We start from the raw sequence: 24,892 nt of genomic DNA on the forward strand, positions 1-24,892 counted from the left end.
TTTAGGCTGCCTCTTTTGCTAAATTCATAAACAATATTGATACCTGCGCACCAACTACTTCAGCTCCATGCATACGATTTCGTATTTCAATTTTGGCAGAGTGATCATCAATAATTTTTTTAACGACTGCCAAACCCAATCCCGTACCCTTGCTCTTTGTTGTGACATAAGGCTCAAATGCTCTTACCAATATCTTAGCTGGAAATCCTACCCCAGAATCGCTTATTGTTAATCGCACTGCCTTTTGCTCTATGCCATTGTGCTCTCCATAGGGAACTAGCTCTGTTTTTACTTCGACTGCTTCGCCAGGATGCGGGCCCTCCAGAGTTGCATCTTGAGCGTTTTGCAATAGATTATGTATCACCTGCCTGAGTTGGGTAGGGTCGCCCATAATGTCTGGGCAATGTGGATCTAGCTGGGTGCGCAATGGACTTCCCTCATACAGACCCAGGATTTCTGAGGTGAGCGTATTGATAGACAGGGGTTTAAGCTGTGGCGCAGGTGTTTTAGCAAAATCTCTAAAGTCATTCACCATCTCCTTCATCGCTTGTACCTGACCAATAATGGTTTCGGTGCTGCGATTGATCATTTCTTCATGCTCGGGAGTCAGTTTGCCAGCAAGCTTGTGCTGCAAACGTTCAGCCGATAACTGAATTGGGGTAAGTGGATTTTTGATTTCATGGGCTAGGCGCCTTGCAACCTCACTCCAAGCAATGGATCTTTGTGCGCTGACTACATCAGTGATGTCATCAAACACCACCATGCGCAAATCTTCAGTTAACTCTGTACCGCGAACAAATAAAGTAACGCCTAACTCATTCTCAAATTCATTAGTCGTGTGTAGTTGAATTTGCTTTTGCCAAACGGGAGCAGCCTTAAGCGTGCCCTGGGAGGTAGGAGCGCCTTCATTGGTAACCGCAAGCCGCATTGTTGCAAAGCCCTCTTTAATGGCGCCCTCAAACTCAGCAAGTGCCGGATTACTGCTTAACGGCTTACCATCTAAATGGGTCAGGTCTTGCGCAAAAATACGGTCTGCGCCTGCGTTGCTGGATACCACGTTATAGCGCTTATCAAAAATGCAAACGCCTGCAGTGAGGTTGCCTAGAACCTTCTCTAGGAAAGCCTTTGATTCTTGCAGGGAGTTACGTGTATCGGCAAGTTGCCGGGTCATCACATTGAACTGACGAGTCAACATTCCCAGCTCATCTCCAGTATCTAACTCGGGCTTTGGAGATAAATCGCCTTGCGCAACGGCCTGGGTTCCTTTGAGCAACATTAATAGTGGGCGAGCCAATTGGCGGCCCAACAATAAGGCCAGGGTGACAGCAACAAATAAGGCAAAAAATAAGGTGAGCGTTAACGTACCAACGAACATTTTTCGCAAACCAGTACGCCCTAAAGATTTCTCTTGATATTCAGTGTAGGCAGACTCAACTGCAAAAATATTTTTAGCCAATGGAGTCGGGATAGTGCGCACTAATTGTAAGAAATATCGATCCTCTGCATCTTTGTTGCCGTCTTGTTTACTAAGGCCGCTCTTCTTGCGCACAATCGGTACGATAGCCCTTACTTGATAGCCCTGCTGTCCACCTTCTATTTCGACTTGATCTAAAAAGGTAATGCCTTTCTTTTTAAAAGCTTCAGCCACTATTTCAGCGCTGGGCGCAGGTAAATATTTTTTGGGCCTTAGCTCGCTAGTCAAAATCAAATTGCGCTGTACATTAAACAGGGTAACCTCTTGAATGCCAAATTGATTACGAATCTTCATAATCATCACGCCAACCTGGTCAGAGCTCGCGCCCGGGGGAACCTGAACAACCTGTTCCGCAATAAATTTTCCCTCAGCTAAAATCTCTTCTTGGGCAATTTGCAAGGTCACACGCCCCAACTCTAGACCAGAGTTCAGCGCTGATTCAACCTTCACATCAAACCAAGTTTCAATGCTGCGTGACACGAACTGCAGTGAGACGCCGTACAAAATCAAGCCCGGGACAACGCCAACCAAAGCAAAAATCATTGCAAGCTTGGCAATCAAGCGAGTACCAAAATGTCCTCTGTACCAACGAATACCAATCACTGTTACCAAAATCAAAATCACTAGAGTTAAGCAAGCTCCAATAACGACATTGGCTGCATAAAGCCAAATAAAATATTTATCAAAAAAATCTGTATTGGATGATGCGATCGATAGTAAAACCAGAAGAAACAAAGCAAATACGCCAATAACACCTATAGAAATGGGAATCGCCTTCTTTCTCCAGACTTTGGATGTAAAAAAAGTGCTCTGAAACAGTGTTGAAAATACTTTCATCGCTTGATGAGATTCGGGCCAGATGGTGAAAAGGGAATGCGCAGCCAATCGCTAGAAACATTCCACTGACGGTTATTTAAGGCATTCACTTGGAAGGGCTTGGGTAGCTTGCTCAAATCTAAAGCCATCCGCAGAGACGCTATATATGACTTGCCTACATCTAACTGACTATTATCAATTACGCGCCAACCACCAACACCACCAACTACTTGCAAGGCCTCTGAAATTGTCTGTGCGGAAAATGTAAATCCCTCTGAAGCAATTCGATATTGTTGAGTTAGGGGCTGGTAAGACAGTCGGGTTTGTCTCTGAATAATCACAGGTTTTTCATCAAACCAATACCAACGCGAGCGCGTTAAATCAAACTCTGTTTGAAAGTAAAGCACTACACCTTTTTGAACCGCATCCTCAAGATCGGGAGAAAGTTCAATCTGAAAAGTGGCATTCATAAGCCAATCAGTATCTACCCTCTCTAACTCAAAGGATTTGATTTTTATTCCTTCTGCGCTTGCATTTATTGAAAATACAGTCAGCGCCATCAAGCATAAAAAGAGGTATTGTTTAATTCTTTGGCTCATTGCCCATTCTTCTTAAACAAAGCATAGTAAAAACCGTCGCTTACGTCAGTCGGCAGAATCTGTCCTGGAGCGCCTAATCGTAACGCATTGCCATGCTGGGCAGCAAACCAAATGGCCTGCTCCTCTCCCTCCTCGGGAAATACCGAGCAAGTAACGTAGAGCATGAGCCCTTCCGGCTTCAACATTTTCCAGGCCTGCTCCAAGATTCCGCGCTGCTTTTGCTGCAAGGACTTGATATCAGCCTCGCGTCTTAGAAAGGGTATATCTGGGTGTCTAGCCACAATGCCTGAGGCGGAACATGGCGCATCGAGCAAGATTTTGTCAAAAGGGCGGCCGTCCCACCAAGATGCTTTTGAAGCGTCGCCCCGCAGCACCTGTACTTTGTCAGAATGCAAACGCAAGCGATCTAAATTACCGCTGACTTTACTAAGGCGCTCGCCGTCAAGCTCCAAAGCCACCATCTCACAATTAGCCAACTCGAGTAAATGCGCAGTCTTGCCGCCAGGCGCCGCACAAGCATCCAAAACTCGCTCACCTGACTGAGGACTTAAGAGGGCTGCTGCCAACTGTGCTCCAGCATCTTGAACCGAGACTGCGCCAGCATAAAAACCTGGTAGATCTGAAACCGGGACCGGGCTAGACAATACCAAAGCTGCAGCCAGCTTTACCCCAGCAACTTCCTCGACTGGAGCGGATGTAATTCCACTCTCGCTTAACAAGGCTTGATATTGATCTCGTGAATATTGTTTTTGATTGACACGCAAAATTAATGGCGCCCGCTTTGCTTGTGCAAACAGAATCGATTGCCATGTCTTTGAGTAATGCCGCTTTAGATTAGCGCGCCACCAAGGCGGAACAAACATTGGAATAGGGTCTGGCGCAAAACGGGTTTCGCCATCTGCTGGCTGAACGACAAGGCTTGCCTTGCGAAGTACCGCGTTCACCAAGCCTTTGGCATACATGGTCTTATCGTAATTGTCACAGGCACTGACAGCTTGATCAACAATAGTGTGAGCTGCATAGCCCTTGCCGTCTGCGTTTTCATTTAAGAACAGCGCAATAGCAACGCTCAACAAATGATCTACCTCTGGAGGGGGGTTCTTTGGGATAAATTGTTTGATGAGCTCATGCGATCGCACCCATTTACGCAAAGCGTCAAAGCTTAAGCTTTGCACAATAGGGCGCTCATGGGGCTCTAATTCATCCAAAACCTCCGTTAGCGACCTCCCACTCATTACCTCACCGACAGCCTGAGCAGCAATAGTGATTGCCTCAGAAAGTGGAAGACTAAGCGACGTTTTTTTATCAGTCAACTGAATTTGCTCTGGGGTATGACCCGGTTTTTGCCATAGCCATCAGGCGCCCCACCCGCTCCTCAGTAGGTGGATGGGTTGAAAATAATTGCGCAAGGCCGCCAGCGCTTAAGGGATTTAGGATCATCATTTGCGCCGTTTCTGGGTGCTGCTCTACTGCTCTAAATGGCATGCCTTGTGCATAGTTATGTATTTTCTCTAGCGCATGGGCCAAAGCCTCGGGATCGGCGCTAATCTCTGCTCCGCCACGATCTGCCTCATATTCTCTTGCTCGCGAAATACTCATTTGAATCAAACTTGCGGCAATCGGCGCCAAGATAGCAACCAATAAACTGGCGATCGGATTGTGGGGTCTACCTTCAGAGTCACGCCCACCAAAAAACATTGCAAAGTTAGCAAGGGCTGAAATTGCGCCTGCCATCGTTGCCGCAACGGTTGAAATCAAAATGTCGCGGTGCTGCACATGCGCTAGCTCGTGAGCCATCACACCACGCAACTCGCGATTAGACAAAATCTTAAGAATGCCCGTGGTAGCTGCTACTGAAGCGTTCTCAGGGTTTCGTCCTGTTGCAAAGGCGTTAGGCGCGTCTTCATCAATTAAAAAAACTTTGGGCATTGGTAAACCAGCTCTATCTGCAAGCTCTTTTACCAATGCATAAAACTGGGGCGCAGACCGCTCATCAACTTGCTGAGCATTTGTCATCTTCAACACCATGGTGTCGGAAAACCAGTAGCTAAAAAAGTTCATGCCAACTGCGAGCAACAAAGCTATCAACATTCCTTGCTCGCCACCTAACATGCCGCCAACCACAATAAACAATGCAGTAATTGCTGCCATCAAAATAGCAGTTTTTGCGAAATTAAACATTCCTACTCCTTTTTATGAAAGCGCAATACTTGTTCACGGAAAGTAAACGCCTGCAAGCAAATACTGGCAGGCATCTTCTTGCCACCCGGCTTTTGCATTTCTAAAATTTCTATCGCTCCCTGCCCGCACTGAATATAGGCGCCGTTTTCACTAAGGCCTAATAGTTCGCCGGGATGTCCAGTTGCGCTAACAGCACCCGCTTTTGGAATACGAGAGTTCCAAAATTTGATCTCGAGCTCTTGGGCATTACTAGTGGCGCCAGGAAAAGGGTTAAAGGCCCGAATCCGTCGATCAATTTCTTGGGCACTCAAGTTCCAGTCAATTTCTGCTTCGCTCTTTAATATTTTTTCTGCATAAGTTACGCCGTTTGTTGCTTGCTGGGTGCGTACTAAAGCTTTGCCTACTTGCAAACAATTTAGCGTTTCCACAATTGATTGGGCGCCTAATTCTGCCAATCGATGATGCAGGCTACTACTGGTTTCTTCAGGCGCAATTTCAAGCTCACTAACAAGGACCGTATCGCCCGTATCAAGACCGACATCCATTTGCATAATACAAATGCCCGTTTTTGTGTCGCCCGACTCAATCGCTCGCTGTATCGGTGCGGCGCCACGCCAACGCGGCAATAAGGATGCGTGAATATTAAAACTGCCGTTTCTTCCGGGCTGCTGCGAAATATCTAAAACATCTTGTGGCAAGATAAGTCCATAAGCAACTACCACCATAGCATCAAAATCTATAGCGGATAAGCGCTCGTACGCCTCTTGAGCCTGAGCTTGTTTTTCGGGATCGGTACTATTACGCTTTAGCGTTTCTGGCTGAAGCACAGGAATATTTTTTTCTAATGCAAACTCTTTGACGGGGCTTGCCTGCAAGTGCATGCCCCTTCCGGCGCGACGATCAGGCTGGGTCAGCGCAAGAACAATTTCATAGCCTGCATCATCAATTGCGCGCATTGCGCACGCCGCAAACTCAGGGGTTCCAGCAAATACAATTTTCATCGGCAGCGCCTAGCGCTCACCCGCAAACTCTTTGGCGCGCTTTTTTAGTTTTTGAGAAATACGAGTTCGCTTGAGTATCGACAAATACGCAACAAATACCTTGCCCTGTAAATGGTCAAGCTCATGTTGTAAACAGACCGCCAATAAACCATCTGCATCAAGCTCGAACTCTTTTCCATCAATATCTAAGGCCTTCACTCGAACTTGTGATGGCCTTTCAACTTCATCATAAAAATCGGGAACCGAAAGACAGCCTTCGCGCCAGGATTTTTTTTCAGGGCTTGACCAAATAATTTCTGGATTAATAAAAACCTTCAAATCATTTTGGTCTTCTGATATGTCGATAACGACAATGCGCTCGTGAATATCAACCTGGGTTGCAGCTAGGCCAACCCCTGGGGCCTCATACATTGTGTCGGCCATATCAGCAACGATTTTTTTTATGCGCGCATCCACTTGCGCTACCGGTTTAGCAACCTGATTTAAGCGCGGGTCTGGGTAACAAAGGACGTTTAACAAAGCCATCTAGGAATTATCTAACAGAGCAATCAGTCTGTCCTGATTGCGGTAATTCCCCTGAAGATCAAAATCTTTTTATGCATCCATTCCCAAAACCAAATCAAATCTCTTGTATTGCTAGGGGCGATGAAAAATACCCGCCCCGTCTTAATGATTTGTATGATCCGCCCGAGCGTCTATATATAGACGGGGATCTTGGCTTACTCAAAACCCCCATGATTGCCATTGTGGGCTCTCGCAAGGCTAGCACTGAGGGCCTTAAAAACGCCGCCGCTTTTGCCAAGGAGCTCTCGCAAGCAGGCTTGCTGATTGTCTCAGGGCTTGCAAGGGGCATTGATGGGGCTGCCCATCAAGCAACCCTTGGGCTCGGCACCAAGCACCTCACCATGGCAGTGTGTGGGACCGGCCTGGACGTGATTTACCCCAAAGAACATCTTGATTTAGCCAGAAACATCAGAAATCAAGGACTTTTAGTCTCTGAGCTGCCCTTGGGCGCCCCGCCCAAATCATGTCATTTCCCTAGGCGCAACCGGATTATTGCAGCGCTATCAATTGGCGTCGTTGTGATTGAAGCAGCCGAAAAATCGGGCTCCCTCATCACAGCAAGGCTTGCATCAGAGCTGGGAAGAGAGGTTTTTGCTGTGCCAGGGTCGATTCGTCACCCCCTTTCTAGCGGCTGCCACCTTCTAATTCAGCAAGGCGCAAAACTGGTGCGCAACCCCAAAGAAGTGCTAGAAGAGTTGGTTTTTTGAGAAAACCCCTATTTAAAAGGGTTTAAATGCGGTTTTTTACCCATAAACGGCCCCAAAGGGGGTCTCTATGTCGTCGAAAAGCTGACCTTTTTGGACTTTTCCCAATTTATCGGTTAATAATAAAAAAGGGGGTAAGCAATTGACCAAACCCTGATTTGGTTTAAATTGTTCATCTTTTTTCTATTAGAAACATCATTTCAGGCTCAAATTTAGGCAAACGCGTGGCTAAAGCATCTACTAAAAGCAGCACCAAGACCGCATCTGTGGATCACCCAAAGACCCTCGTCATTGCGGAGAAGCCATCTGTGGCCAATGACATTGCTAAGGCCCTGGGCGGCTTTACTAAGCATGAGGACTATTTTGAAAACGACGACTTCGTTATCTCCTCTGCAGTTGGCCATCTCTTAGAAATAGCGGCCCCCGAAGAGCATGATGTTAAGCGCGGCAAATGGTCTTTCGCTAACCTGCCGGTAGTGCCCCCCTATTTTGATTTGCGGCCGATTGTAAAAACAGAATCGCGCCTGAAGGTTTTGCAAAAACTCATCAAGCGTAAAGACATCACTGCTCTGATTAATGCATGTGACGCGGGACGCGAAGGCGAGCTGATCTTCCGCTTAATTGCACAACATGCAAAAGCATCGCAGAGCGTCAAGCGTTTGTGGCTCCGGTCAATGACTCCAGCAGCAATTCGAGATGGCTTTGCAAACTTGCGCACTGATGTAGATATGCAACCGCTTGCTGATGCAGCACGTTGCCGCTCAGAAGCTGACTGGCTAGTTGGCATTAATGGCACTCGTGCCATGACTGCATTTAACAGCAAGAGTGGTGGCTTCTTTTTAACCACCGTGGGTCGCGTTCAAACCCCAACCCTCTCGATTGTTGTCGAGCGAGAAGAACTCATTCGTAAGTTTATTTCCAAAGATTATTGGGAAGTAAAAGCGGAATTTATTGCTGCTGCTGGAGTTTATGAGGGTCGCTGGTTTGACCCCAAATTCAAGAAAGATGTCGCCGAACCAGATGCACGTGAGAATCGCCTCTGGAGTGAGGCTGCAGCGCAAAGCATTGTTGCGGCATGTCGCGATAAAAAAGCAAGTGTTACAGAGGAGTCCAAGCCAGCAACCCAGCTTGCCCCGCAACTTTTTGATCTCACCAGCTTACAACGTGAAGCAAATGCCCGTTTTGGTTTTTCTGCAAAAAATACTTTGGGTCTTGCGCAAGCGCTTTATGAACGTCACAAAGTTTTAACGTACCCCCGTACCGATGCAAAAGCACTGCCAGAAGACTATTTAGATACCGTTAAACAAACCATGGAAATTCTTGCAGAGAACTCTCAAGACTATCGTGCGTTTGCCAATCAAATTCTGAAGGGCGATCCGAAAGATCCAAAATCAAAAGCGGGTTATGGTTGGATCAAACCAAACAAACGCATCTTTGATAACTCTAAAATTTCAGATCACTTTGCCATTATTCCAACCCTGGAAACGCCCAAGACCTTAAGCGAGCCAGAGGCAAAGTTATATGACTTAGTGGTCCGGCGCTTCTTAGCAGTCTTTTATCCTGCTGCCGAATTCAAAGTTACCACCCGAATTACCGAGGTTTCTGGACACCATTTCAAAACCGAGGGTCGCGTACTAGTCCATCCTGGCTTCCTCACCGTCTATGGCAAATCAAATCAAGCCGATGATGAGTTGGTGCCCGTTCAAGAGGGTGAGGCCGTTCAAAGCGAATCGATCGCAGCGGTACCACTAAAAACAAAGCCGCCTGCTCGCTACACAGAGGCGACTTTGCTTTCAGCAATGGAAGGCGCCGGCAAATGGGTTGATGATGATGACATGCGTGAGGCTATGGCAGAGAAAGGTTTGGGAACGCCTGCAACGCGCGCAGCAATTATCGAAGGCTTGCTCGCTGAAAGATATATCGTGCGCGAGGCGCGTGAACTCATCCCCACAGCAAAAGCGTTTCAGCTAATGACTTTATTGCGCGGCCTAGATGTTGAAGAACTAACCCGCCCTGACTTGACTGGTAGCTGGGAAAACAAGCTCTCTCTCATTGAGCAGGGCAAAATGAATCGCGATACCTTCATGCAAGAAATTGCACAAATGACTCAGCGTATCGTCAAACGCGCCAAGGAATATGACAGCGATACTATTCCGGGCGACTATGCAACGCTGACCACACCATGCCCGCACTGTAAGGGCTCGGTGAAAGAAAACTATCGTCGCTTTGCTTGTGAAAAGTGTGGCTTTACGATCAGTAAAACTCCGGGCGGGCGGGCGTTTGAATATCCTGAAGTAGAAGAATTGCTGCGTGAGAAAACAATCGGACCTCTGCAAGGCTTCCGCAGCAAAATAGGTCGCCCATTTGCTGCCATTATTAAGTTAAGCGAAATTCCAGAAGATGATGCTGACTATCCAAATGCGGGCTTCAAGCTTGAGTTTGATTTTGGCAACACTCAAGATGAAGAAACTGAGGCAATCGATTTCACGGGTCGCCTGGCTTTGGGTGCTTGTCCAAAATGTTCTGGCGCAGTATATGAAGATGGCATGCGTTACCTTTGCGAGAAAAATACTGGGCCAAGCAAAACGTGTGATTTCAAAACAGGCAAGGTAGTTTTGCAACAAGAAATTTCACCTGAGCAGGTGCAAAAACTGCTGACAGAAGGTAAGACTGACCTCTTGACCAACTTCAAATCAAACCGAACTGGTCGTGGCTTTAAGGCCTATTTAGCCTTAGGCGCTGATGGCAAAATTGGTTTTGAGTTTGAAGCCAAAGCTGCAGGTGCGGCTAAGGCTCCGGCAAAGAAACGTGTGGGGGCTAGTGCCGCAACTAAGTCTACTGCAAAGCCCAAGCGCGTAAGCAAAGCAAAGTCATCATCTAGCAGCTGAGCGGTAATCAGCTTGGCTGCTAGCGCTGACCATAAAATACCTCGTGAGCCCAAAGCGGTAGCTAAAAAGATTCCTGGTCTTTGAGTAAGCGCGCCAATGATTGGCAAGCGATCGCCGGCAACGCAGCGCACCCCAACAAAATCGCCAGCCTTAATCAGCCCCTTGAGATCTCCTTCAGAATAAGCAAGCAAGCCTTGTGCTTGCTCACGATTGAATGCATCGCTGCTATCTCTTGAGCCCAGATCATCTTCGCCCTCATCAAAACTAGAGCCAACCATCCAACGATAGCTACCGTCCTCAAGCCGCTGGGCAGGAAGACAATAGCCATCGCCCGATATTCCAACTCGCGGTAATTTTGATGCCCAAGCATCCTCTTTTTTGATTGAAAAAATACTGAGTTGTCCACGCACAGGTTTTAAGGGCAGCTTTATTCCGATACTGCTCATTAAAACCTTGCTATCCATTGCCGTTGCAAGCACCACCTTATCTGCAGTAAGAATGACTTCATCAGCCTCATTCAATAAAAGCCATTTGCCATTAGCTTGTTCGAGTTTTGCGACACGCGTGTTCCATAAACAAGTTAAATGCTGTTGCTCTTGCAGTAGTGCATTGCTCGCCTCAAATATGTTTAAGGATGCTCCACGAGAAAGCCACACCCCATTTTGTTTAATGCCACAAATTTTTTCTGCTTCTTGGGCATCTAAAGCAACCGCAATATCTTCATCAAGGCCTAATGACTTCAAATAATTGGCAACCTCTACTCGGTCAAAGTGCTTGTCTTTTTTGCTGGGCTGAAAAATACCGTGCTGGTTCCAGACCTTGCCCCATCTAGCCTCAGCCAACAAAAAGGCGATGCGCGTTAAGCGCAATAAACGCGGCGATCCTCTACCTATGTGTGGATGCGCAATAGCATATGCATGACTTGAACAGGCGGTAGCTGCAGATGATGCAGCATCAACAATGCATACAGATTTGCCAAGTTGGAGCAACTCATTTGCGATGGTTGCGCCGCAAATGCCTGCCCCTATCACCACTATTTCATGGTGTTGGGGTTTGGTCATTTAACTAATTAGAAAAAAGCTTAAGCGTTTAAGCGCTGTTCAATTTTCGCGCGAGTTTCTTTGAGCTCTTTTGGTAATCGATCGCCAAGGTGATCAAATAATTCGGTGTGAAGCTTCAACTCGCTCTTCCAGTCATCAACGGAAACATGAATGGCTTTAGCAAATTTCTCGGCTGAATAATCTAGGCCATTCCAATGGATATCGCCGTGCTCTGGGCAAATGCCAAAAGGCGTTTCTTTGCCTTCTGCCTTTCCTTGTGCTCGCTCCAAAATCCAAGAAAGCACGCGCATGTTTTCGCCAAAGCCTGGCCAAACAAATTTGCCATTCTCATCCTTGCGGAACCAGTTAACGCAATAAATCTTAGGCAAAACGGCGCCTTCGGCCTCTAACTTCTTGCCGATATTGAGCCAATGCTGAAAATAGTCGCTCATGTTGTAGCCAGCAAATGCGATCATCGCAAACGGGTCGCGACGCACGACACCAATTTGACCAGTGATCGCTGCGGTCGTTTCTGAGCCAAGGGTAGCAGCCATGTAAACACCCTCAACCCAATCCCGCGCCTCACTAACCAAAGGCACCGTGTTTGAGCGACGGCCGCCAAACAAGAATGCATCAATTGGAACGCCTTCTGGATCGTCCCATTTAGGATCAACAGCTGGGTTGTTGGTGGCAGCAACAGTAAAACGTGAATTTGGATGTGCAGCTTTGCGACCTGCGGCACCATCTGCTGGAGTCCAGTCTTTGCCTTGCCAGTCAATCAAATGGGCTGGCGGGGTTTCTGTCAAGCCTTCCCACCAAACATCACCATCGTCAGTCAAACCAACGTTCGTGAAGATCACGTCCTGATTTAAAGAGTCGATACAGTTTTGATTGGTCTGACGATTTGTGCCAGGCGCTACACCGAAGTAACCGGACTCCGGGTTAATTGCAAACAAACGGGTTTTGCCAGTAACCGGATCCTTACGCGGCTTGATCCATGCAATGTCATCACCAATCGTAGTGACCTTCCAGCCATCAAATCCTTTGGGTGGAATCATCATAGAGAAATTGGTTTTGCCACAAGCCGATGGGAATGCAGCGGCAATATGATGTTTTTTGCCCTCGGGTGAAGTTACTCCCAAGATCAACATATGCTCTGCTAACCAACCTTGTTCACGGCCCATATTGGATGCGATACGCAGTGCAAAACATTTTTTACCTAACAATGCATTGCCTCCGTAACCAGACCCAAACGACCAGATCTCACGGGTTTCTGGATAGTGAACAATGTACTTAGTCTTGTTGTTTGGCCAAGCAACGTCCTTTTCGCCAGCGGCTAGGGGCTTGCCAACAGTATGGACACAGGGCACGAACGCGCCATTAGCGCCCAGCTGATCAATCACAGCTCTGCCCATGCGGGTCATCAGGCGCATATTGATTGCAACATAAGGGCTGTCGGAGAGCTCAACACCAATGTGAGCAATCGGGGATCCTATTGGGCCCATGGAGAATGGCACAACATACATTGTTCTGCCGCGCATGCAGCCATCAAACAAAGGGTTTAGTGTTGCACGCATTTCGCTTGGCTCCACCCAGTTATTGGTGGGGCCAGCATCGTCTTTTTTTGCAGAGCAAATAAACGTTCGGTCTTCGACTCGCGCTACATCCTCTGGGTCTGAAAGGGCTAAAAATGAGTTTTTACGCTTGCTTGGGTTTAAGCGCTTAAATACTCCAGCCTTCACCAGGAGCTCACAAAATTCGTCATATTCAGCCTGGGAGCCATCACACCAACGGATTGCGTCTGGCTTAGTAAGGGCGGCCATTTTGCTAACCCACCCAATCAATTGCTTGTTTTTTACGTAAGCTGGCGCATTCGCATCAATTTGGTCAGTAGTTGCTGTAGTCATATATTTACCCGTGAAAATTTAATTTTTTAATCCGGTGATTTTATCATTTTGGAGATATTTGGCCCTTTAAGCGGATACAAAGGGGCCTTATTTGCCAATACAGAATTGGCTAAAAATTTTGCCCAAAAGATCGTCTGGAAGCAATTTTCCAGTGATTTGTCCTAGGTGATTTTGCGCTAAAAATAGCTCTTCAGCGAATAATTCGAGCGAATTGTTGCCATTTGCAGCGAATTGCTCTGATCTTGCAATATGCTCGGATGCCCGCTCCAGGCAGTCTAAATGCCTTCTTCTAGCCACAATTGCCCCCTCTTGCGAGCCATTCCAGCCCACCATCTCTAATATCTTCTGTTTTAGGGCCTCAACCCCTTCGCCAGTCTTCGCTGAAATCCAAATCGCGTCTTTTGGAGGGGCAACTGAACCCGATGACATCAAATCTGATTTATTAAGCGCCTCTAAAACGGGGCATTTTGGCGGCAGCTCTCGCAGAATTTGTTCTTTCAGACCATCTTCACCAGAACTGGGGTCAGTCAAAAAAATCACGAGGTCTGCCAAGCGAATTGCATCCCAAGATCTTTCAATGCCTTTTGCCTCGACCAAGTCATCCGTCGCTCGTAAGCCCGCTGTATCGATAATGTGCATCGGTACGCCCTGGATGGTAATGCTTTCCTTCACGCGATCACGTGTAGTGCCCGCAATGGGAGTCACGATTGCCACCTCTTCACCTGCAAGCCTATTGAGCAAAGAGCTCTTCCCCACATTGGGGGCGCCTGCCAAAACTAGCTGGATGCCATCACGCAAAATTTTTCCCTGCTTGGCCTCGCTGCGTAGAGACTGTAATTTCTCTTTCACTGCGGCTAAACGTTCGCGCGCTTGCGCATTCTCTAGAAACTCAATTTCTTCTTCAGGAAAGTCTAGGGTTGATTCAACCAAAATGCGTAGCTGTGTAATTTCTTCTATCAGATCGTTGATGTTCTCTGAAAAGATACCCTGCAGTGATCTGGCGGCGCCACGAACTGCGGCCTCACTCTGCGCATCAATTAAATCAGCAATTGCTTCAGCCTGAGCTAAATCGATTTTGTTATTCAGATAAGCGCGAAGTGTAAATTCGCCAGGCTCTGCAATCACCAAGCCCTCATCTTTGCTGAGCTCAAGACAGCGCTTCATGACCAGCTCGAGAAGCTGTGGCCCACCATGACACTGCAGCTCTAAGACATCTTCGCCCGTAAATGAAGCTGGCGCAGCAAAATAAATCGCAATGAGTTGGTCGATAGCTTGACCTGTAGCATCACGCAAAGTGAGTAAATTTGCTTGTCGTGGAGAAAGCACTTTTTGAAAAAGTGCTTTTGTAATTGCACTTAGGTTTTGTCCGCTAATGCGCACAACCCCAACACCCGCCCTACCTGGGGCGGTAGCTACAGCAATGATGGGCAACTTTCTGGTCATCATTGCTATGCCATCAAAAATTACTTGGCTTCTTTTTTGCCAAACATTTGGTTAATCTGCCATTGTTGTGCAATCGACAACAGGTTATTCACCACCCAGTACAAGACCAAGCCAGCCGGGAAGAAAAAGAACATCACTGAAAATATAATTGGCATATACATCATCACCTTAGCCTGAATTGGATCAGGTGGCGTTGGATTGAGTTTGGTTTGCACATACATCGAAATGGCCATAATGATCGGCAGAATTCCGACAGGGAAGTGCTGCGTAAAGCCCAATAGGTCACTAATTGAGGTGTCTGGCAAAGATAGGTCATGCACCCACAAGATCCAAGGGGCGCCGCGTAGCTCAACGGAAGACAACAACACCCAATACAAAGCAATAAATACTGGGATCTGAACTACCACTGGCAAACACCCCCCCAGTGGATTGATTTTCTCTTTGCGATACATCTCCATCATCGCTTGGTTTAACTTCTGTGGATCGCCCTTGTATTGGTCTCTCATGGCCATTAATCGTGGTTGCACCTCTTTCATGCGCGCCATAGATTTATAGCTTGCCGCAGAGAGGGGGAAGAACACTAACTTGATCAAAACCGTGAGGAGAATAATTGACCAGCCCCAATTTCCAACATAGCCATGAATTTTTTCCAAGAGCCAAAAAATGGGTTTTGCCAAAATAGTCAAATAGCCGTAATCTTTCAGCAACTCAAAACCAGGTGCAATCGTTTCTAGAACGCTTTCCTCTTGTGGCCCAACGAAGAGGCGGGACTTTTCAACAACCGTTGAGCCTTGGGCAACTACTCCAAGCGGCGTTTGCATGCCTATGCGATATAAACCGTTATCAATTTTTCCAGCATAAATGTCGCGAGCAAATTTATCGCTTGGAATCCATGCGCCAGCAAAATAATGCTGCACCATTGCAATCCAGCCCGGGTCTCCAGCAGGAACTTGGGTTGGGGTTGTGATTTTATTTTTATCAATCGCCGTAAATTCTAATTTATTGAATTTTTCTTTATCGGTATAAACAGCCGGGCCAGTAAATGTGCTCGCCGAAAAAGCGCCATCAAACGGGCCAATTTTTTGCTCTTGACTGCCATCACGCACTAGCTCTGTATAGAGAACTAAGGGAGTAGCATTGCTGCTTGACTGAGTAACGCGGTGATCAACCTCAACAACATAACTTCCAGGGTTAAGGCTGAAAGTTTTTTCTAGCTTAACCCCGTTGCGATCACTAGCAAGAGTAAGAAAGGGTCGTCCAGCCCCGTCTTTACCAGATTGAGTTAACTTAAATGTACTGGTGTGATTTGGCAAATCATTGTTATTTAGAGAAATCAAGCCAGAGCGTGCAAAATATTTGTGGTTTGGCGTGTATTGAAACAGCTCAATCGGTTTATTGTCAGCGGTCAACGCTTTCAGTAATTTCGCATCGATGACATTGGCGCCATTAGCACTAATTTCTAACACCAACACATCATTTTTTAATGTGAATTTTTCCGCGCCCTCAATTGCGCCTGAGGTAACAATCGGAGCTGTAGCGATTGCTGGCGCAGCTGATATTTGAGTTGGGAGATCTGCTTTGCTGTTTGTGGTGGACTTTTCTGAAGGCGCTGTTGCACTGACGGGCGTTCCGCCAAATAAAGATGGTTTACCCTCATGAACCTGCCAATTGCTGTAGAGCATCAGGCCCGACATCGAGAACACTGCCCAAAGAATTGTTTTTTTAAAGTCCATTTGTATTCACTTAAGTTAAGGAGATGTTTGTTTTACTGCAGGATCATAACCACCGTGTGACCATGGGTTACAGCGCAGAATGCGCCAACCAACCAGGCCTAAGCTTTTGGTAAATCCATAATGATTGAAACAGTCGCAGGCATATTGAGAGCAGCTTGGTACATATTTACATTGCATGCCCAGGTAGGGGCTCAAAGCCAGTTGATAAATTTTGACCAACTTTACAGCGGCATTATTTAGAAATCGCACTTTAAATTAATTCCAAGATCTCTGAGCGCAGAAGTTCTTTTTCTTTTTTTCTGAGCCTGCCCTGCGTTTGGCGACCAATTGGTTTTTTTAGCTTGACCACCACATCTTTGTTCAGTGTGTTGGCTTGCGCAGTCCAAACCAACTCTCGAATCATTCTCTTTAGGCGATTGCGGTCGACAGCTCTTTTTGCTAATTTTTTAGCTACCGCAACACCTAAATCCGGTTTGCACCCGTCTTGAGTGGGTGCAACATACATACCCCAAAACAAACTTGTTTTAGGGTGTATTTTTAATAATTCAGAAATCCTGGCGCTGTTCAATGGTTAAATTAAACGGCCAAACGCTTGCGACCTTTTGCGCGGCGTGCGTTTAATACTGCGCGGCCGCTCTTAGTTTTCATGCGAATACGAAAGCCATGTGTGCGCTTACGACGTGTTACTGATGGTTGGTAGGTTCTTTTCATGATATATCCTGGGAAAACCGATTATTTTCCTTGTTGCAAGGCAAAAGGTCAATCTATCTTGATGAATATCTAGGTGTTTTTCTCTATTTTGCTTCTGTTTTATCTTAAACCATTAATTTATATGGCTTTTTTGTCTTTATACACAAGTTATCCACAGTTTTTCCACGTTTTTGTAGCTTGTGGATAACTTTGCAGCATCGCTACAATGGATCCTCTAAAAATATGAGTAACCTACAAAATCCCGCCGCCTTGAATTCAATCAACCCTCTGGGTTTTTGGGATGGTGCCGTTAGCACGCTCTCCCGTGAGTTGTCGCCCCAACAGTTTAAAACATGGATCCAGCCCTTAACACTCGTTTCTTTTGATGAGAGTGAGCACTTGCTAACAATTGGCGCTCCAAACAGGTTCAAGCTTGATTGGATCAAGAAAACGTTTGCAGACCGCTTCCAGGAGCTGGCCTCACAGTATTTTGGTCTGCCTATAAATGTTAGTTTTGTACTTGATCTTGACATGGGTGCACCGTCGGTTGCGACCCCGGCGGCACTCGAGATTTTAGTAGCCGAACCCCAACAAAATAGTGTGGTCGAAGCCGCCACTTCACTAGATGAGGGTGCGTTTGAGATTGAAGATCATTCAAAACTTAACCCCAACCTTACCTTTGAAACCTTTGTTACCGGTAAAGCAAACCAGCTTGCCAGGGCGGCATCAATTCAGGTTGCGCATAACCCCGGTAGCTCATACAACCCCATGTTTTTATATGGTGGGGTAGGGCTTGGCAAGACCCACCTAATTCATGCAATTGGCAACCACCTTTTAAAAGAGAAGCCCAACGCCCGCATTCGCTATATACATGCCGAACAATATGTCTCAGATGTGGTGCGCGCTTATCAACAAAAAGCGTTTGATCGCTTTAAGCGCTACTACCACTCGCTAGACCTTTTATTAATTGACGATATTCAATTTTTTAGCGGTAAGTCGAGAACTCAAGAAGAGTTTTTCTATGCCTTTGAGGCACTGCTTAGCAACAAGGCCCAAGTCATCATTACCAGTGATACCTACCCAAAAGAAATGGCTGGTATTGATGATCGCTTAATTTCGCGCTTTGATTCTGGTTTGACGGTAGCGATTGAGCCGCCAGAACTGGAAATGCGAGTTGCTATTTTGATGAAAAAGGCAATTAGTGAGGGCATCCCCATGAGTGAGGATGTTGCTTTCTTTGTGGCGAAGCATTTGCGTTCAAACGTGCGCGAGCTTGAGGGTGCGCTGCGAAAGATATTGGCCTTTGTTCGCTTTCACGGGCGCGAGGTCACCATTGAGGTTGCTAGAGCGGCACTGAAGGACCTCCTCTCAATACAAAACCGTCAAATATCTGTCGAAAATATTCAAAAGTCTGTTGCTGATTTTTACAGCATTAAAGTTGCTGATATGTACTCGAAAAAGCGGCCTGCCAATATTGCGCGCCCACGCCAAATTGCCATGTTTATGGCCAAAGAGTTGACCCAAAAAAGCCTTCCGGAGATTGGCGAGCTTTTTGGTGGCAGGGACCACACGACTGTTTTGCATGCGGTTCGCAAGATAGCGGAGGAGAGGGCCCATGATGGGCAGCTAAACCATGAAATTCATGTTATTGAACAAACCTTAAAGGCTTAGTTTTTACTTGTGGATAAGCCATAGGATAAGTTTGGGGATTGTATGTGGATAAGTTGTGGAAAGTCCGGGCTTCATGCAAAAATAGGATGTTGAAAGAAAGTTGTTCACTTTTTATGCGGTACTTATACAGGGGTTTTCCACAGTTTTTTTGTCTTTCAATGCGCTGATTTATATGGCTTTTTTGACTTATCCACTAAAATAAGAAGCCTTATTACTACTACTAATAAGATATATACAAGGATTTAAAAGCAATGCAACTCGTTAACACTTCTCGCGATAACTTACTAAAACCCCTGCAGGTTGTTAGTGGAATTGTTGAACGTAGACACACGCTGCCAATTTTGGCAAACCTACTATTTAAAAAAAGTGGTGAAAAAGTTTCTTTTATCTCAACTGATATTGAAATTCAAATCACCACGAACGCAAATTTTGGTGTTAGTACAGAAGAGGCAACAACAACGGTTGCCGCCAGAAAACTGCTTGATATTTTGCGCGCACTCCCAGAGGGCCCAGTTTCTCTTAACCTAAAAGATAACCGCATGGTTGTTCAGAGCGGCAAAAGCCGTTTCTCACTGCAAACTCTATCGGCCGCTGAGTTTCCAGTAATGCAAAGTGTTGGTGAAGTTACTGCTACGTGGAAGATGTCGCAAAAAAGTTTTCGTCAGCTCATTAGCCAGGTTCATTTTTCGATGGCGCAGCAGGACATTCGTTACTACCTAAATGGAATGTTGTTAGTTGTAGAGGGTAAGGAGGTTGTGGCGGTTGCAACAGATGGCCACCGTCTTGCCTACTCCCAAGTTGAATTAGCCGAAGCACCATCAGGCCTTGGGCAAAGACAGGAAATTATTATTCCTCGAAAAACTATTTTAGAGTGCCAACATCTTTTAGAGGATTCGGATGAGCCCTTGGAAATAAGCCTAACAACCAACCAGGTGAAGTTTGCGTTTGGAGACATTGAATTAATTTCTAAGTTAGTCGAAGGTAAGTTCCCGGACTTCCAAAGAGTTATCCCTAAGGGACACAAAAATACACTGGTTGTTGGTCGTGACGTATTGCAAGCAGCGCTTCAGCGCGCAGCTATTCTAACTACAGATAAATTTAAAGGTGTTCGCTTTTCTTTATCACCAAACCGTATCACCGTCCAATCTACTAATGCCGAACAAGAAGAGGCCCAAGAGGATATTGAAACCGAGTACAGTGGCGAGACTGTAGAGATTGGCTTTAATGTAAGTTATTTATTGGATGTTTTATCTAATCTAAAGAACGAAAAAATTCAAATTAGTTTGGGCGATGCAAATAGTAGCGCCGTAATTACTCTGCCTGGCTCAGAGAGCTTTAAGTATGTCGTGATGCCAATGCGTATTTAACTTAGAAAAAAATGACTGAAGAAAAAAAAGTAGTAGAGCAGTACGGCGCCGCATCGATTCAAATCTTAGAGGGACTTGAGGCTGTACGTAAGCGCCCTGGAATGTATATCGGAGACACCTCCGACGGAACAGGATTACATCATCTAGTTTTTGAGGTTTTAGATAACTCGATTGACGAGGCCTTGGCTGGCTATTGCTCAGAAATTACCGTTGTTATTCAAACCGACAACTCTATCTCCATTGTTGATAATGGACGTGGCGTTCCAACCGGGATTAAACACGACGATAAGCATGAGCCAAAGCGCAGCGCGGCTGAAATTGTGATGACCGAGCTTCATGCGGGTGGTAAGTTTGACCAAAACAGCTACAAGGTTTCAGGCGGCCTGCACGGTGTGGGCGTAAGCTGTGTAAACGCATTGTCTAAATGGCTAAAACTCACCATTCGTCGCGACGGAAAAGCCCACTATATGGAGTTTGAGCGCGGCGTTATTAAAAATCGCAATATTCAAGAGGAGAACGGCGTTGCTGTATCTCCCATTACCGTTACAGGTGATACAGAGCTATCGGGAACAGAAGTTCATTTCTTGGCTGACGAGACCATTTTTGGAAACGTAGAGTTTCATTATGAAATTCTTGTAAAGCGCATTCGCGAACTTTCATTTTTAAATAATGGCGTACACATCAAACTAATTGATCAGCGCACGGGCCAAGAAGAAGACTTTGCCTTTTCGGGTGGAGTGAAAGGTTTTGTTGAGTACATCAACCAAACCAAAAACGTTTTACATCCCAACATTTTTTATGCGGAAGGTGTTCGCCCATCTGATCTTGGTGGACAAATTACCGCTGAAGTATCAATGCAGTGGAATGACAGCTTTAGTGAACAAGTGCTTTGTTTTACAAACAACATCCCTCAGCGCGATGGCGGCACACATTTAACAGGCCTGCGCGCAGCAATGACCCGCGTTATCAATAAGTATATTGATGAGCATGAGGTTGCTAAAAAAGCGAAGGTAGAAATTTCTGGTGATGACATGCGGGAAGGCTTAACTTGCGTTCTATCAGTCAAGGTGCCAGAGCCAAAATTCTCAAGCCAAACAAAAGATAAATTAGTTTCTAGTGAGGTTCGTGGGCCAATAGAAGAGATCGTTGCAGAGGCGCTTTCGGCATATTTGCAAGAGCGCCCAGCAGACGCAAAAATTCTTTGTGGAAAAATTGTCGACGCTGCACGAGCGCGCGAAGCCGCTCGCAAAGCTCGCGACATGACAAGACGCAAGGGTGTGTTGGACGGTCTTGGCCTTCCTGGAAAGTTGGCCGACTGCCAAGAAAAAGACCCCACCAAATCAGAGCTGTTTATTGTTGAGGGCGACTCCGCCGGCGGCTCCGCCAAGCAAGGGCGTGATCGTCGCTTTCAGGCAATTCTCCCCTTAAAAGGAAAAATCCTGAACGTAGAAAAGGCCCGCTTTGACAAAATGCTGGCGAGCCAAGAAGTTGTTACCTTAATTACCGTTCTCGGGACGGGCATCGGCATTGAAGAATATAAAGCGGACAAACTTCGCTATCACCGTATCATCATCATGACCGACGCTGACGTTGACGGTAGCCACATCCGCACACTGCTACTCACCTTCTTTTATAGGCAGATGCCGGAGTTAATTGAGCGCGGGCACATTTACATTGCGCAACCACCGCTTTACAAAGTGAAATTCGGTAAGAGCGAGCAATATATAAAAGATGATGTGGAGCTTAATCAACTCTTGCTAAAAATAGCACTAGAAACCGCTTCCCTACAAACACCTACCGGCGAAATAGTTGAGGGCGCTGCCTTAAACGAGCTGGCCAAACACTATCAAGTTATTCAATCAATTGTTGATCGCCTATCTCGCACAATCGACGAAGATGCGTTGAGGGCAATTGCCTCGGGCACCCAATTAAATTTAGATACTGAGAAATCTGCAAATGATTCTGCTGACCGCCTAAGGGTTGCTTTGGCAGCATCACTAAACCCGTTGGCTCTACCACCCGAAATCATTGTGCAAAAAGAGGATCGTACTGAGCGCTTTAGATTGTTGTTATCGCGGCGCATCCATGGCAACCTCAAGCTGTCATCAATTAATTCTGACTTTGTCCATGGGGATGATTATCAGAGTCTTGCTAATGCTGCCGCTGTTTTGTCGGGCAAAGTTTTGCCGGGCTCAAAAGTTCGTCGTGGCGATCCCGACAAGAATCAAAAAGAACAAACTATTGGCGACTTTAGGGCCGCATTCTCTTGGTTGTTGTCAGAGGCTGAGCGCGTTCTGAGTCGTCAACGCTATAAGGGCTTGGGCGAGATGAACCCATCGCAGCTGTGGGAAACCACCATGGATGCCAGCTCACGCACCTTATTACAAGTGAAGATCGAAGACGCTATTGCAGCAGATCAAGTCTTTACAACATTGATGGGGGATGAGGTTGAGCCTCGCCGAGCATTTATTGAAAAAAATGCACTCATTGCGCGCAACCTAGACGTTTAAATATGAAATCAAAAAAAATAACACCACCTAAGGTGGATAGATCTTCTATTGTTGTGAAATCCTCACCCATACATGGCAAGGGTGTTTTTGTAGCAAAGCCAATCAAAAAAGGCCAAGCCATTATTGAGTACAAGGGTGAGCGCATTAGTTGGAAGCTGGCCATCAAGCGCCACCCCCACGACAAGAAGGATCCAAACCATACGTTTTACTTTTCTTTGGATGATGGCCGTGTAATTGATGCAAAGTATGGCGGCAATGCTGCGCGTTGGATCAACCATTCTTGTAAGCCAATCTGCGAGACGAAAGAGGGTATTTATAAGGGCGAGCCCCGTGTTTTTATTTATGCCAAGCGCGACCTCAAGGTTGGCGAAGAGCTTTTTTATGACTACTCCCTCGACATAGAGGGCCGCATTACCAAGCAAATGAAAAAAGATTATGAGTGTCGCTGTGGTGCCAAAAAAATGTCGTGGCACCATGCTTGCCCTCAAGGGTAAGTAAGGCACCCAATACACATGTTGTATGTCAGCATTCAAGAGCTTGAGGCCGCGATTAATTATTGGCGGAGTCAGTCGCCCGCAGAAGGTGAGGAGTTGCGTTTGTGTTCCGAGGCCTCTGCCCTTGCAAAGCCTTATGCCTTGATGATTGTCCAAGGATCCCAGCGCGTCCCAATGGATGTTTTAGATGGCGCTGCACAGGCGGCAATTCAGGGCTTTCAAAAAATCACTAAAGCCCCTTAATCAAACCTCTTATTTAGGGTTATCGCTATATAAAGCAAGGCTATCTTGGGTTATCCTCAACATCTTGCCCCGCTTGGGGGCAGAGGACATAAGTTTGCCAGAAACAATATTAGAGACAATTGGATTAGGAAAGTCCTTTAAGGGGTTTTCTGCGGTGACCGACGTAAACCTCAAGGTTGCTCGAGGGGCTATTCACGCCCTAATAGGTCCAAATGGTGCCGGTAAAACCACTTGCTTCAATTTGCTCACTAAATTCTTAGAGCCTAGTAGTGGTCAAATTCTATTTAATGGCGTAGACATCACAAGCGAGGCCCCAGCCTTAATTGCCCGTCGCGGAATTATTCGCTCTTTTCAAATTTCTGCAGTTTTCCCCCATTTAACTGTTTTAGAAAACGTTCGTGTTGCACTGCAGCGAGAGCTGGGGACAGAGTTTTATTTTTGGAGGTCTGGCGACTCCCTTAATGTTCTCAACGATCGGGCCCTAGAACTTCTTCATGAGGTTGGCCTGGAGGAGTTTGCCCATGAGCAAACCCTAAACCTGGCTTATGGGCGTAAGCGAGCACTCGAAATTGCAACCACCTTAGCCATGGAGCCAGAGCTAATGCTCTTAGATGAGCCGACGCAAGGCATGGGCCACGAGGATGTTGAGCGCGTAACAGAGTTAATTGATCGCGTTGCTAAGGGCCGGACTATTTTGATGGTTGAGCACAATATGAAAGTTGTTGCCTCGATTGCTGATCGGATTACCGTTCTCCAGCGCGGGGCCGTTTTGGCAGAAGGCTCATATCAAGAGGTTTCTAAAAACCCACTCGTAGTTGAGGCCTACATGGGCAGCCACGGGGGCGACAATTTATGAGCAGCATGGCGCTAGAGGTTAAAAATTTAGAGTCTTGGTATGGGGAGTCCCATATTTTGCATGGCGTCAATTTTGCGGTGCGCGATGGCGAGGTTGTAACGCTTTTAGGTAGAAATGGTGCTGGCAGAAGCACCATTCTTAAAACGATTCTAGGCATGACCAGTAGGCGCAAGGGCGTTATTAATGTTTTTGGAGTGGAGACTGTTGATCTCCCAACCTATCAAATTGCTCGCCTGGGCATTGGTTACTGCCCAGAAGAGAGAGGAATTTTTGGCAGCTTAGATGCCCAAGAAAACCTACTGCTCCCACCAAAAGTTTCTTCTGGTGGGATGGAGTTAGAAGAAATTTATGAGATGTTTCCCAATCTTTATGAAAGACGGAATAGCCCCGGTACTAGGCTTTCTGGTGGCGAGCAGCAAATGTTAGCAATGGCTCGAATTTTAAGAACTGGCGCCAAACTGTTGTTGCTAGATGAGATCACTGAAGGCCTTGCGCCCGTCATTGTTGAAAAGCTGGGCGAAGTGGTTACTAAATTAAGGAATAAGGGCTTTACGATTGTGTTGGTAGAGCAAAACTTTAGATTTGCGGCTGAGCTTGCAGACAGACATTATGTAGTTGAAAGCGGGTTGATAGTAGAGGTGGTTGAGAGGGCGGACTTAAAGGCGAAGGCCGAGGTCTTAAACGGGTATTTAGGCGTTTAGTTGAGAGTTT

The 24,892-nt window shown here is 46.4% G+C and carries 19 protein-coding genes and 3 pseudogenes; 9 read left to right on the plus strand and 13 right to left on the minus strand.

Going from position 1 to position 24,892, the window contains the following annotated elements; translation table 11 throughout:
• Nucleotide 1 precedes the first annotated feature (1 nt).
• The 6 genes from CBI31_RS06360 to def are packed head-to-tail and all read right to left on the minus strand — an operon-like array spanning nt 2 to nt 6,596.
• The gene (locus CBI31_RS06360) at nt 2–2,311 is read right to left on the minus strand and encodes a sensor histidine kinase (protein ID WP_088525554.1); all 2,310 of its coding nucleotides are present in this window, start codon (nt 2,309–2,311) and stop codon (nt 2–4) included.
• A complete protein-coding gene (locus CBI31_RS06365) occupies nt 2,308–2,889 on the minus strand; it encodes a DUF4390 domain-containing protein (protein ID WP_088525555.1) in 582 nt (193 codons plus the stop codon). Before CBI31_RS06365 ends, CBI31_RS06360 begins: the two co-directional genes overlap by 4 nt.
• Nucleotides 2,886–4,202 carry a 16S rRNA (cytosine(967)-C(5))-methyltransferase RsmB gene (rsmB, locus tag CBI31_RS06370; protein ID WP_088525556.1) on the minus strand — a complete coding sequence of 439 codons (1,317 nt, stop codon included), beginning with the start codon at nt 4,200–4,202 and terminating at the stop codon, nt 2,886–2,888. The genes CBI31_RS06365 and rsmB overlap by 4 nt, the downstream gene beginning before the upstream one ends.
• A complete protein-coding gene (htpX, locus tag CBI31_RS06375; RefSeq protein WP_088525557.1) occupies nt 4,195–5,070 on the minus strand; it encodes a zinc metalloprotease HtpX in 876 nt (291 codons plus the stop codon). Before htpX ends, rsmB begins: the two co-directional genes overlap by 8 nt.
• Before the next feature lie 2 nt (nt 5,071–5,072).
• Nucleotides 5,073–6,071: a methionyl-tRNA formyltransferase gene (fmt, locus tag CBI31_RS06380; protein WP_088525558.1), complete on the minus strand. Its 999-nt coding sequence runs from the start codon at nt 6,069–6,071 to the stop codon at nt 5,073–5,075.
• A 9-nt stretch (nt 6,072–6,080) separates the two neighbouring features.
• Nucleotides 6,081–6,596 carry a peptide deformylase gene (def, locus tag CBI31_RS06385; RefSeq protein ID WP_088525559.1) on the minus strand — a complete coding sequence of 172 codons (516 nt, stop codon included), beginning with the start codon at nt 6,594–6,596 and terminating at the stop codon, nt 6,081–6,083.
• A gap of 71 nt (nt 6,597–6,667) precedes the next feature.
• Between def and dprA the strand changes: the two are divergent.
• Both dprA and CBI31_RS06395 read left to right on the plus strand, forming a co-directional pair.
• Nucleotides 6,668–7,330 (plus strand): annotated as a pseudogene (dprA, locus tag CBI31_RS06390) (DNA-processing protein DprA); the annotation flags it as partial.
• A 233-nt stretch (nt 7,331–7,563) separates the two neighbouring features.
• Nucleotides 7,564–10,227 carry a DNA topoisomerase III gene (locus tag CBI31_RS06395; protein ID WP_240553771.1) on the plus strand — a complete coding sequence of 888 codons (2,664 nt, stop codon included), beginning with the start codon at nt 7,564–7,566 and terminating at the stop codon, nt 10,225–10,227.
• Here CBI31_RS06395 and mnmC1 read toward each other — a convergent pair.
• From mnmC1 to rpmH, 7 genes and pseudogenes are all read right to left on the minus strand, one after another.
• Nucleotides 10,200–11,288: pseudogene (gene mnmC1 / locus CBI31_RS10510) on the minus strand (FAD-dependent 5-carboxymethylaminomethyl-2-thiouridine(34) oxidoreductase MnmC1); the annotation flags it as partial. The gene CBI31_RS06395 and the pseudogene mnmC1 overlap by 28 nt on opposite strands.
• A 20-nt stretch (nt 11,289–11,308) precedes the next feature.
• Nucleotides 11,309–13,174, minus strand: coding sequence for a phosphoenolpyruvate carboxykinase (GTP) (locus CBI31_RS06405; protein WP_088525562.1), 1,866 nt, complete (start codon nt 13,172–13,174; stop codon nt 11,309–11,311).
• Between the two features lie 87 nt (nt 13,175–13,261).
• Nucleotides 13,262–14,617 carry a tRNA uridine-5-carboxymethylaminomethyl(34) synthesis GTPase MnmE gene (mnmE, locus tag CBI31_RS06410; protein WP_169709866.1) on the minus strand — a complete coding sequence of 452 codons (1,356 nt, stop codon included), beginning with the start codon at nt 14,615–14,617 and terminating at the stop codon, nt 13,262–13,264.
• A gap of 20 nt (nt 14,618–14,637) precedes the next feature.
• The gene (gene yidC, locus CBI31_RS06415) at nt 14,638–16,350 is read right to left on the minus strand and encodes a membrane protein insertase YidC (RefSeq protein WP_088525564.1); all 1,713 of its coding nucleotides are present in this window, start codon (nt 16,348–16,350) and stop codon (nt 14,638–14,640) included.
• Nucleotides 16,351–16,365: 15 nt separating this feature from the next.
• Nucleotides 16,366–16,599 (minus strand): membrane protein insertion efficiency factor YidD, encoded by a 234-nt coding sequence (yidD, locus tag CBI31_RS06420; RefSeq protein WP_088525565.1) that lies wholly within the window; start codon nt 16,597–16,599, stop codon nt 16,366–16,368.
• A 1-nt stretch (nt 16,600) separates the two neighbouring features.
• Nucleotides 16,601–16,855, minus strand: coding sequence for a ribonuclease P protein component (rnpA, locus tag CBI31_RS06425; protein ID WP_240553773.1), 255 nt, complete (start codon nt 16,853–16,855; stop codon nt 16,601–16,603).
• Between the two features lie 71 nt (nt 16,856–16,926).
• Nucleotides 16,927–17,061 (minus strand): 50S ribosomal protein L34, encoded by a 135-nt coding sequence (gene rpmH, locus CBI31_RS06430; protein ID WP_011903922.1) that lies wholly within the window; start codon nt 17,059–17,061, stop codon nt 16,927–16,929.
• A 222-nt stretch (nt 17,062–17,283) separates the two neighbouring features.
• Here rpmH and dnaA point away from each other — a divergent pair, with 222 nt between their 5' ends.
• The 7 genes and pseudogenes from dnaA (at nt 17,284) to CBI31_RS06465 (ending at nt 24,882) form a co-directional block, all read left to right on the plus strand.
• Nucleotides 17,284–18,711, plus strand: a complete 1,428-nt coding sequence (dnaA, locus tag CBI31_RS06435; RefSeq protein ID WP_088525567.1) for a chromosomal replication initiator protein DnaA — start codon at nt 17,284–17,286, stop codon at nt 18,709–18,711.
• 251 nt (nt 18,712–18,962) lie between these two features.
• Nucleotides 18,963–20,078 (plus strand): DNA polymerase III subunit beta, encoded by a 1,116-nt coding sequence (gene dnaN, locus CBI31_RS06440; RefSeq protein ID WP_088525568.1) that lies wholly within the window; start codon nt 18,963–18,965, stop codon nt 20,076–20,078.
• A gap of 11 nt (nt 20,079–20,089) precedes the next feature.
• The gene (gene gyrB / locus CBI31_RS06445; RefSeq protein ID WP_088525569.1) at nt 20,090–22,588 is read left to right on the plus strand and encodes a DNA topoisomerase (ATP-hydrolyzing) subunit B; all 2,499 of its coding nucleotides are present in this window, start codon (nt 20,090–20,092) and stop codon (nt 22,586–22,588) included.
• A gap of 2 nt (nt 22,589–22,590) precedes the next feature.
• Nucleotides 22,591–23,086, plus strand: a pseudogene (locus CBI31_RS06450) (SET domain-containing protein).
• Nucleotides 23,087–23,100: 14 nt separating this feature from the next.
• Nucleotides 23,101–23,325: a DUF3717 domain-containing protein gene (locus CBI31_RS06455; protein WP_088525570.1), complete on the plus strand. Its 225-nt coding sequence runs from the start codon at nt 23,101–23,103 to the stop codon at nt 23,323–23,325.
• An 88-nt stretch (nt 23,326–23,413) separates the two neighbouring features.
• The gene (locus CBI31_RS06460; protein ID WP_338047336.1) at nt 23,414–24,181 is read left to right on the plus strand and encodes an ABC transporter ATP-binding protein; all 768 of its coding nucleotides are present in this window, start codon (nt 23,414–23,416) and stop codon (nt 24,179–24,181) included.
• Nucleotides 24,178–24,882 carry an ABC transporter ATP-binding protein gene (locus CBI31_RS06465; protein WP_088525572.1) on the plus strand — a complete coding sequence of 235 codons (705 nt, stop codon included), beginning with the start codon at nt 24,178–24,180 and terminating at the stop codon, nt 24,880–24,882. Before CBI31_RS06460 ends, CBI31_RS06465 begins: the two co-directional genes overlap by 4 nt.
• The last annotated feature ends 10 nt before the right edge of the window (nt 24,883–24,892 follow it).

Origin of the sequence: Polynucleobacter campilacus, assembly GCF_002206625.1 — a bacterium.
Taxonomy (GTDB): domain Bacteria; phylum Pseudomonadota; class Gammaproteobacteria; order Burkholderiales; family Burkholderiaceae; genus Polynucleobacter; species Polynucleobacter campilacus.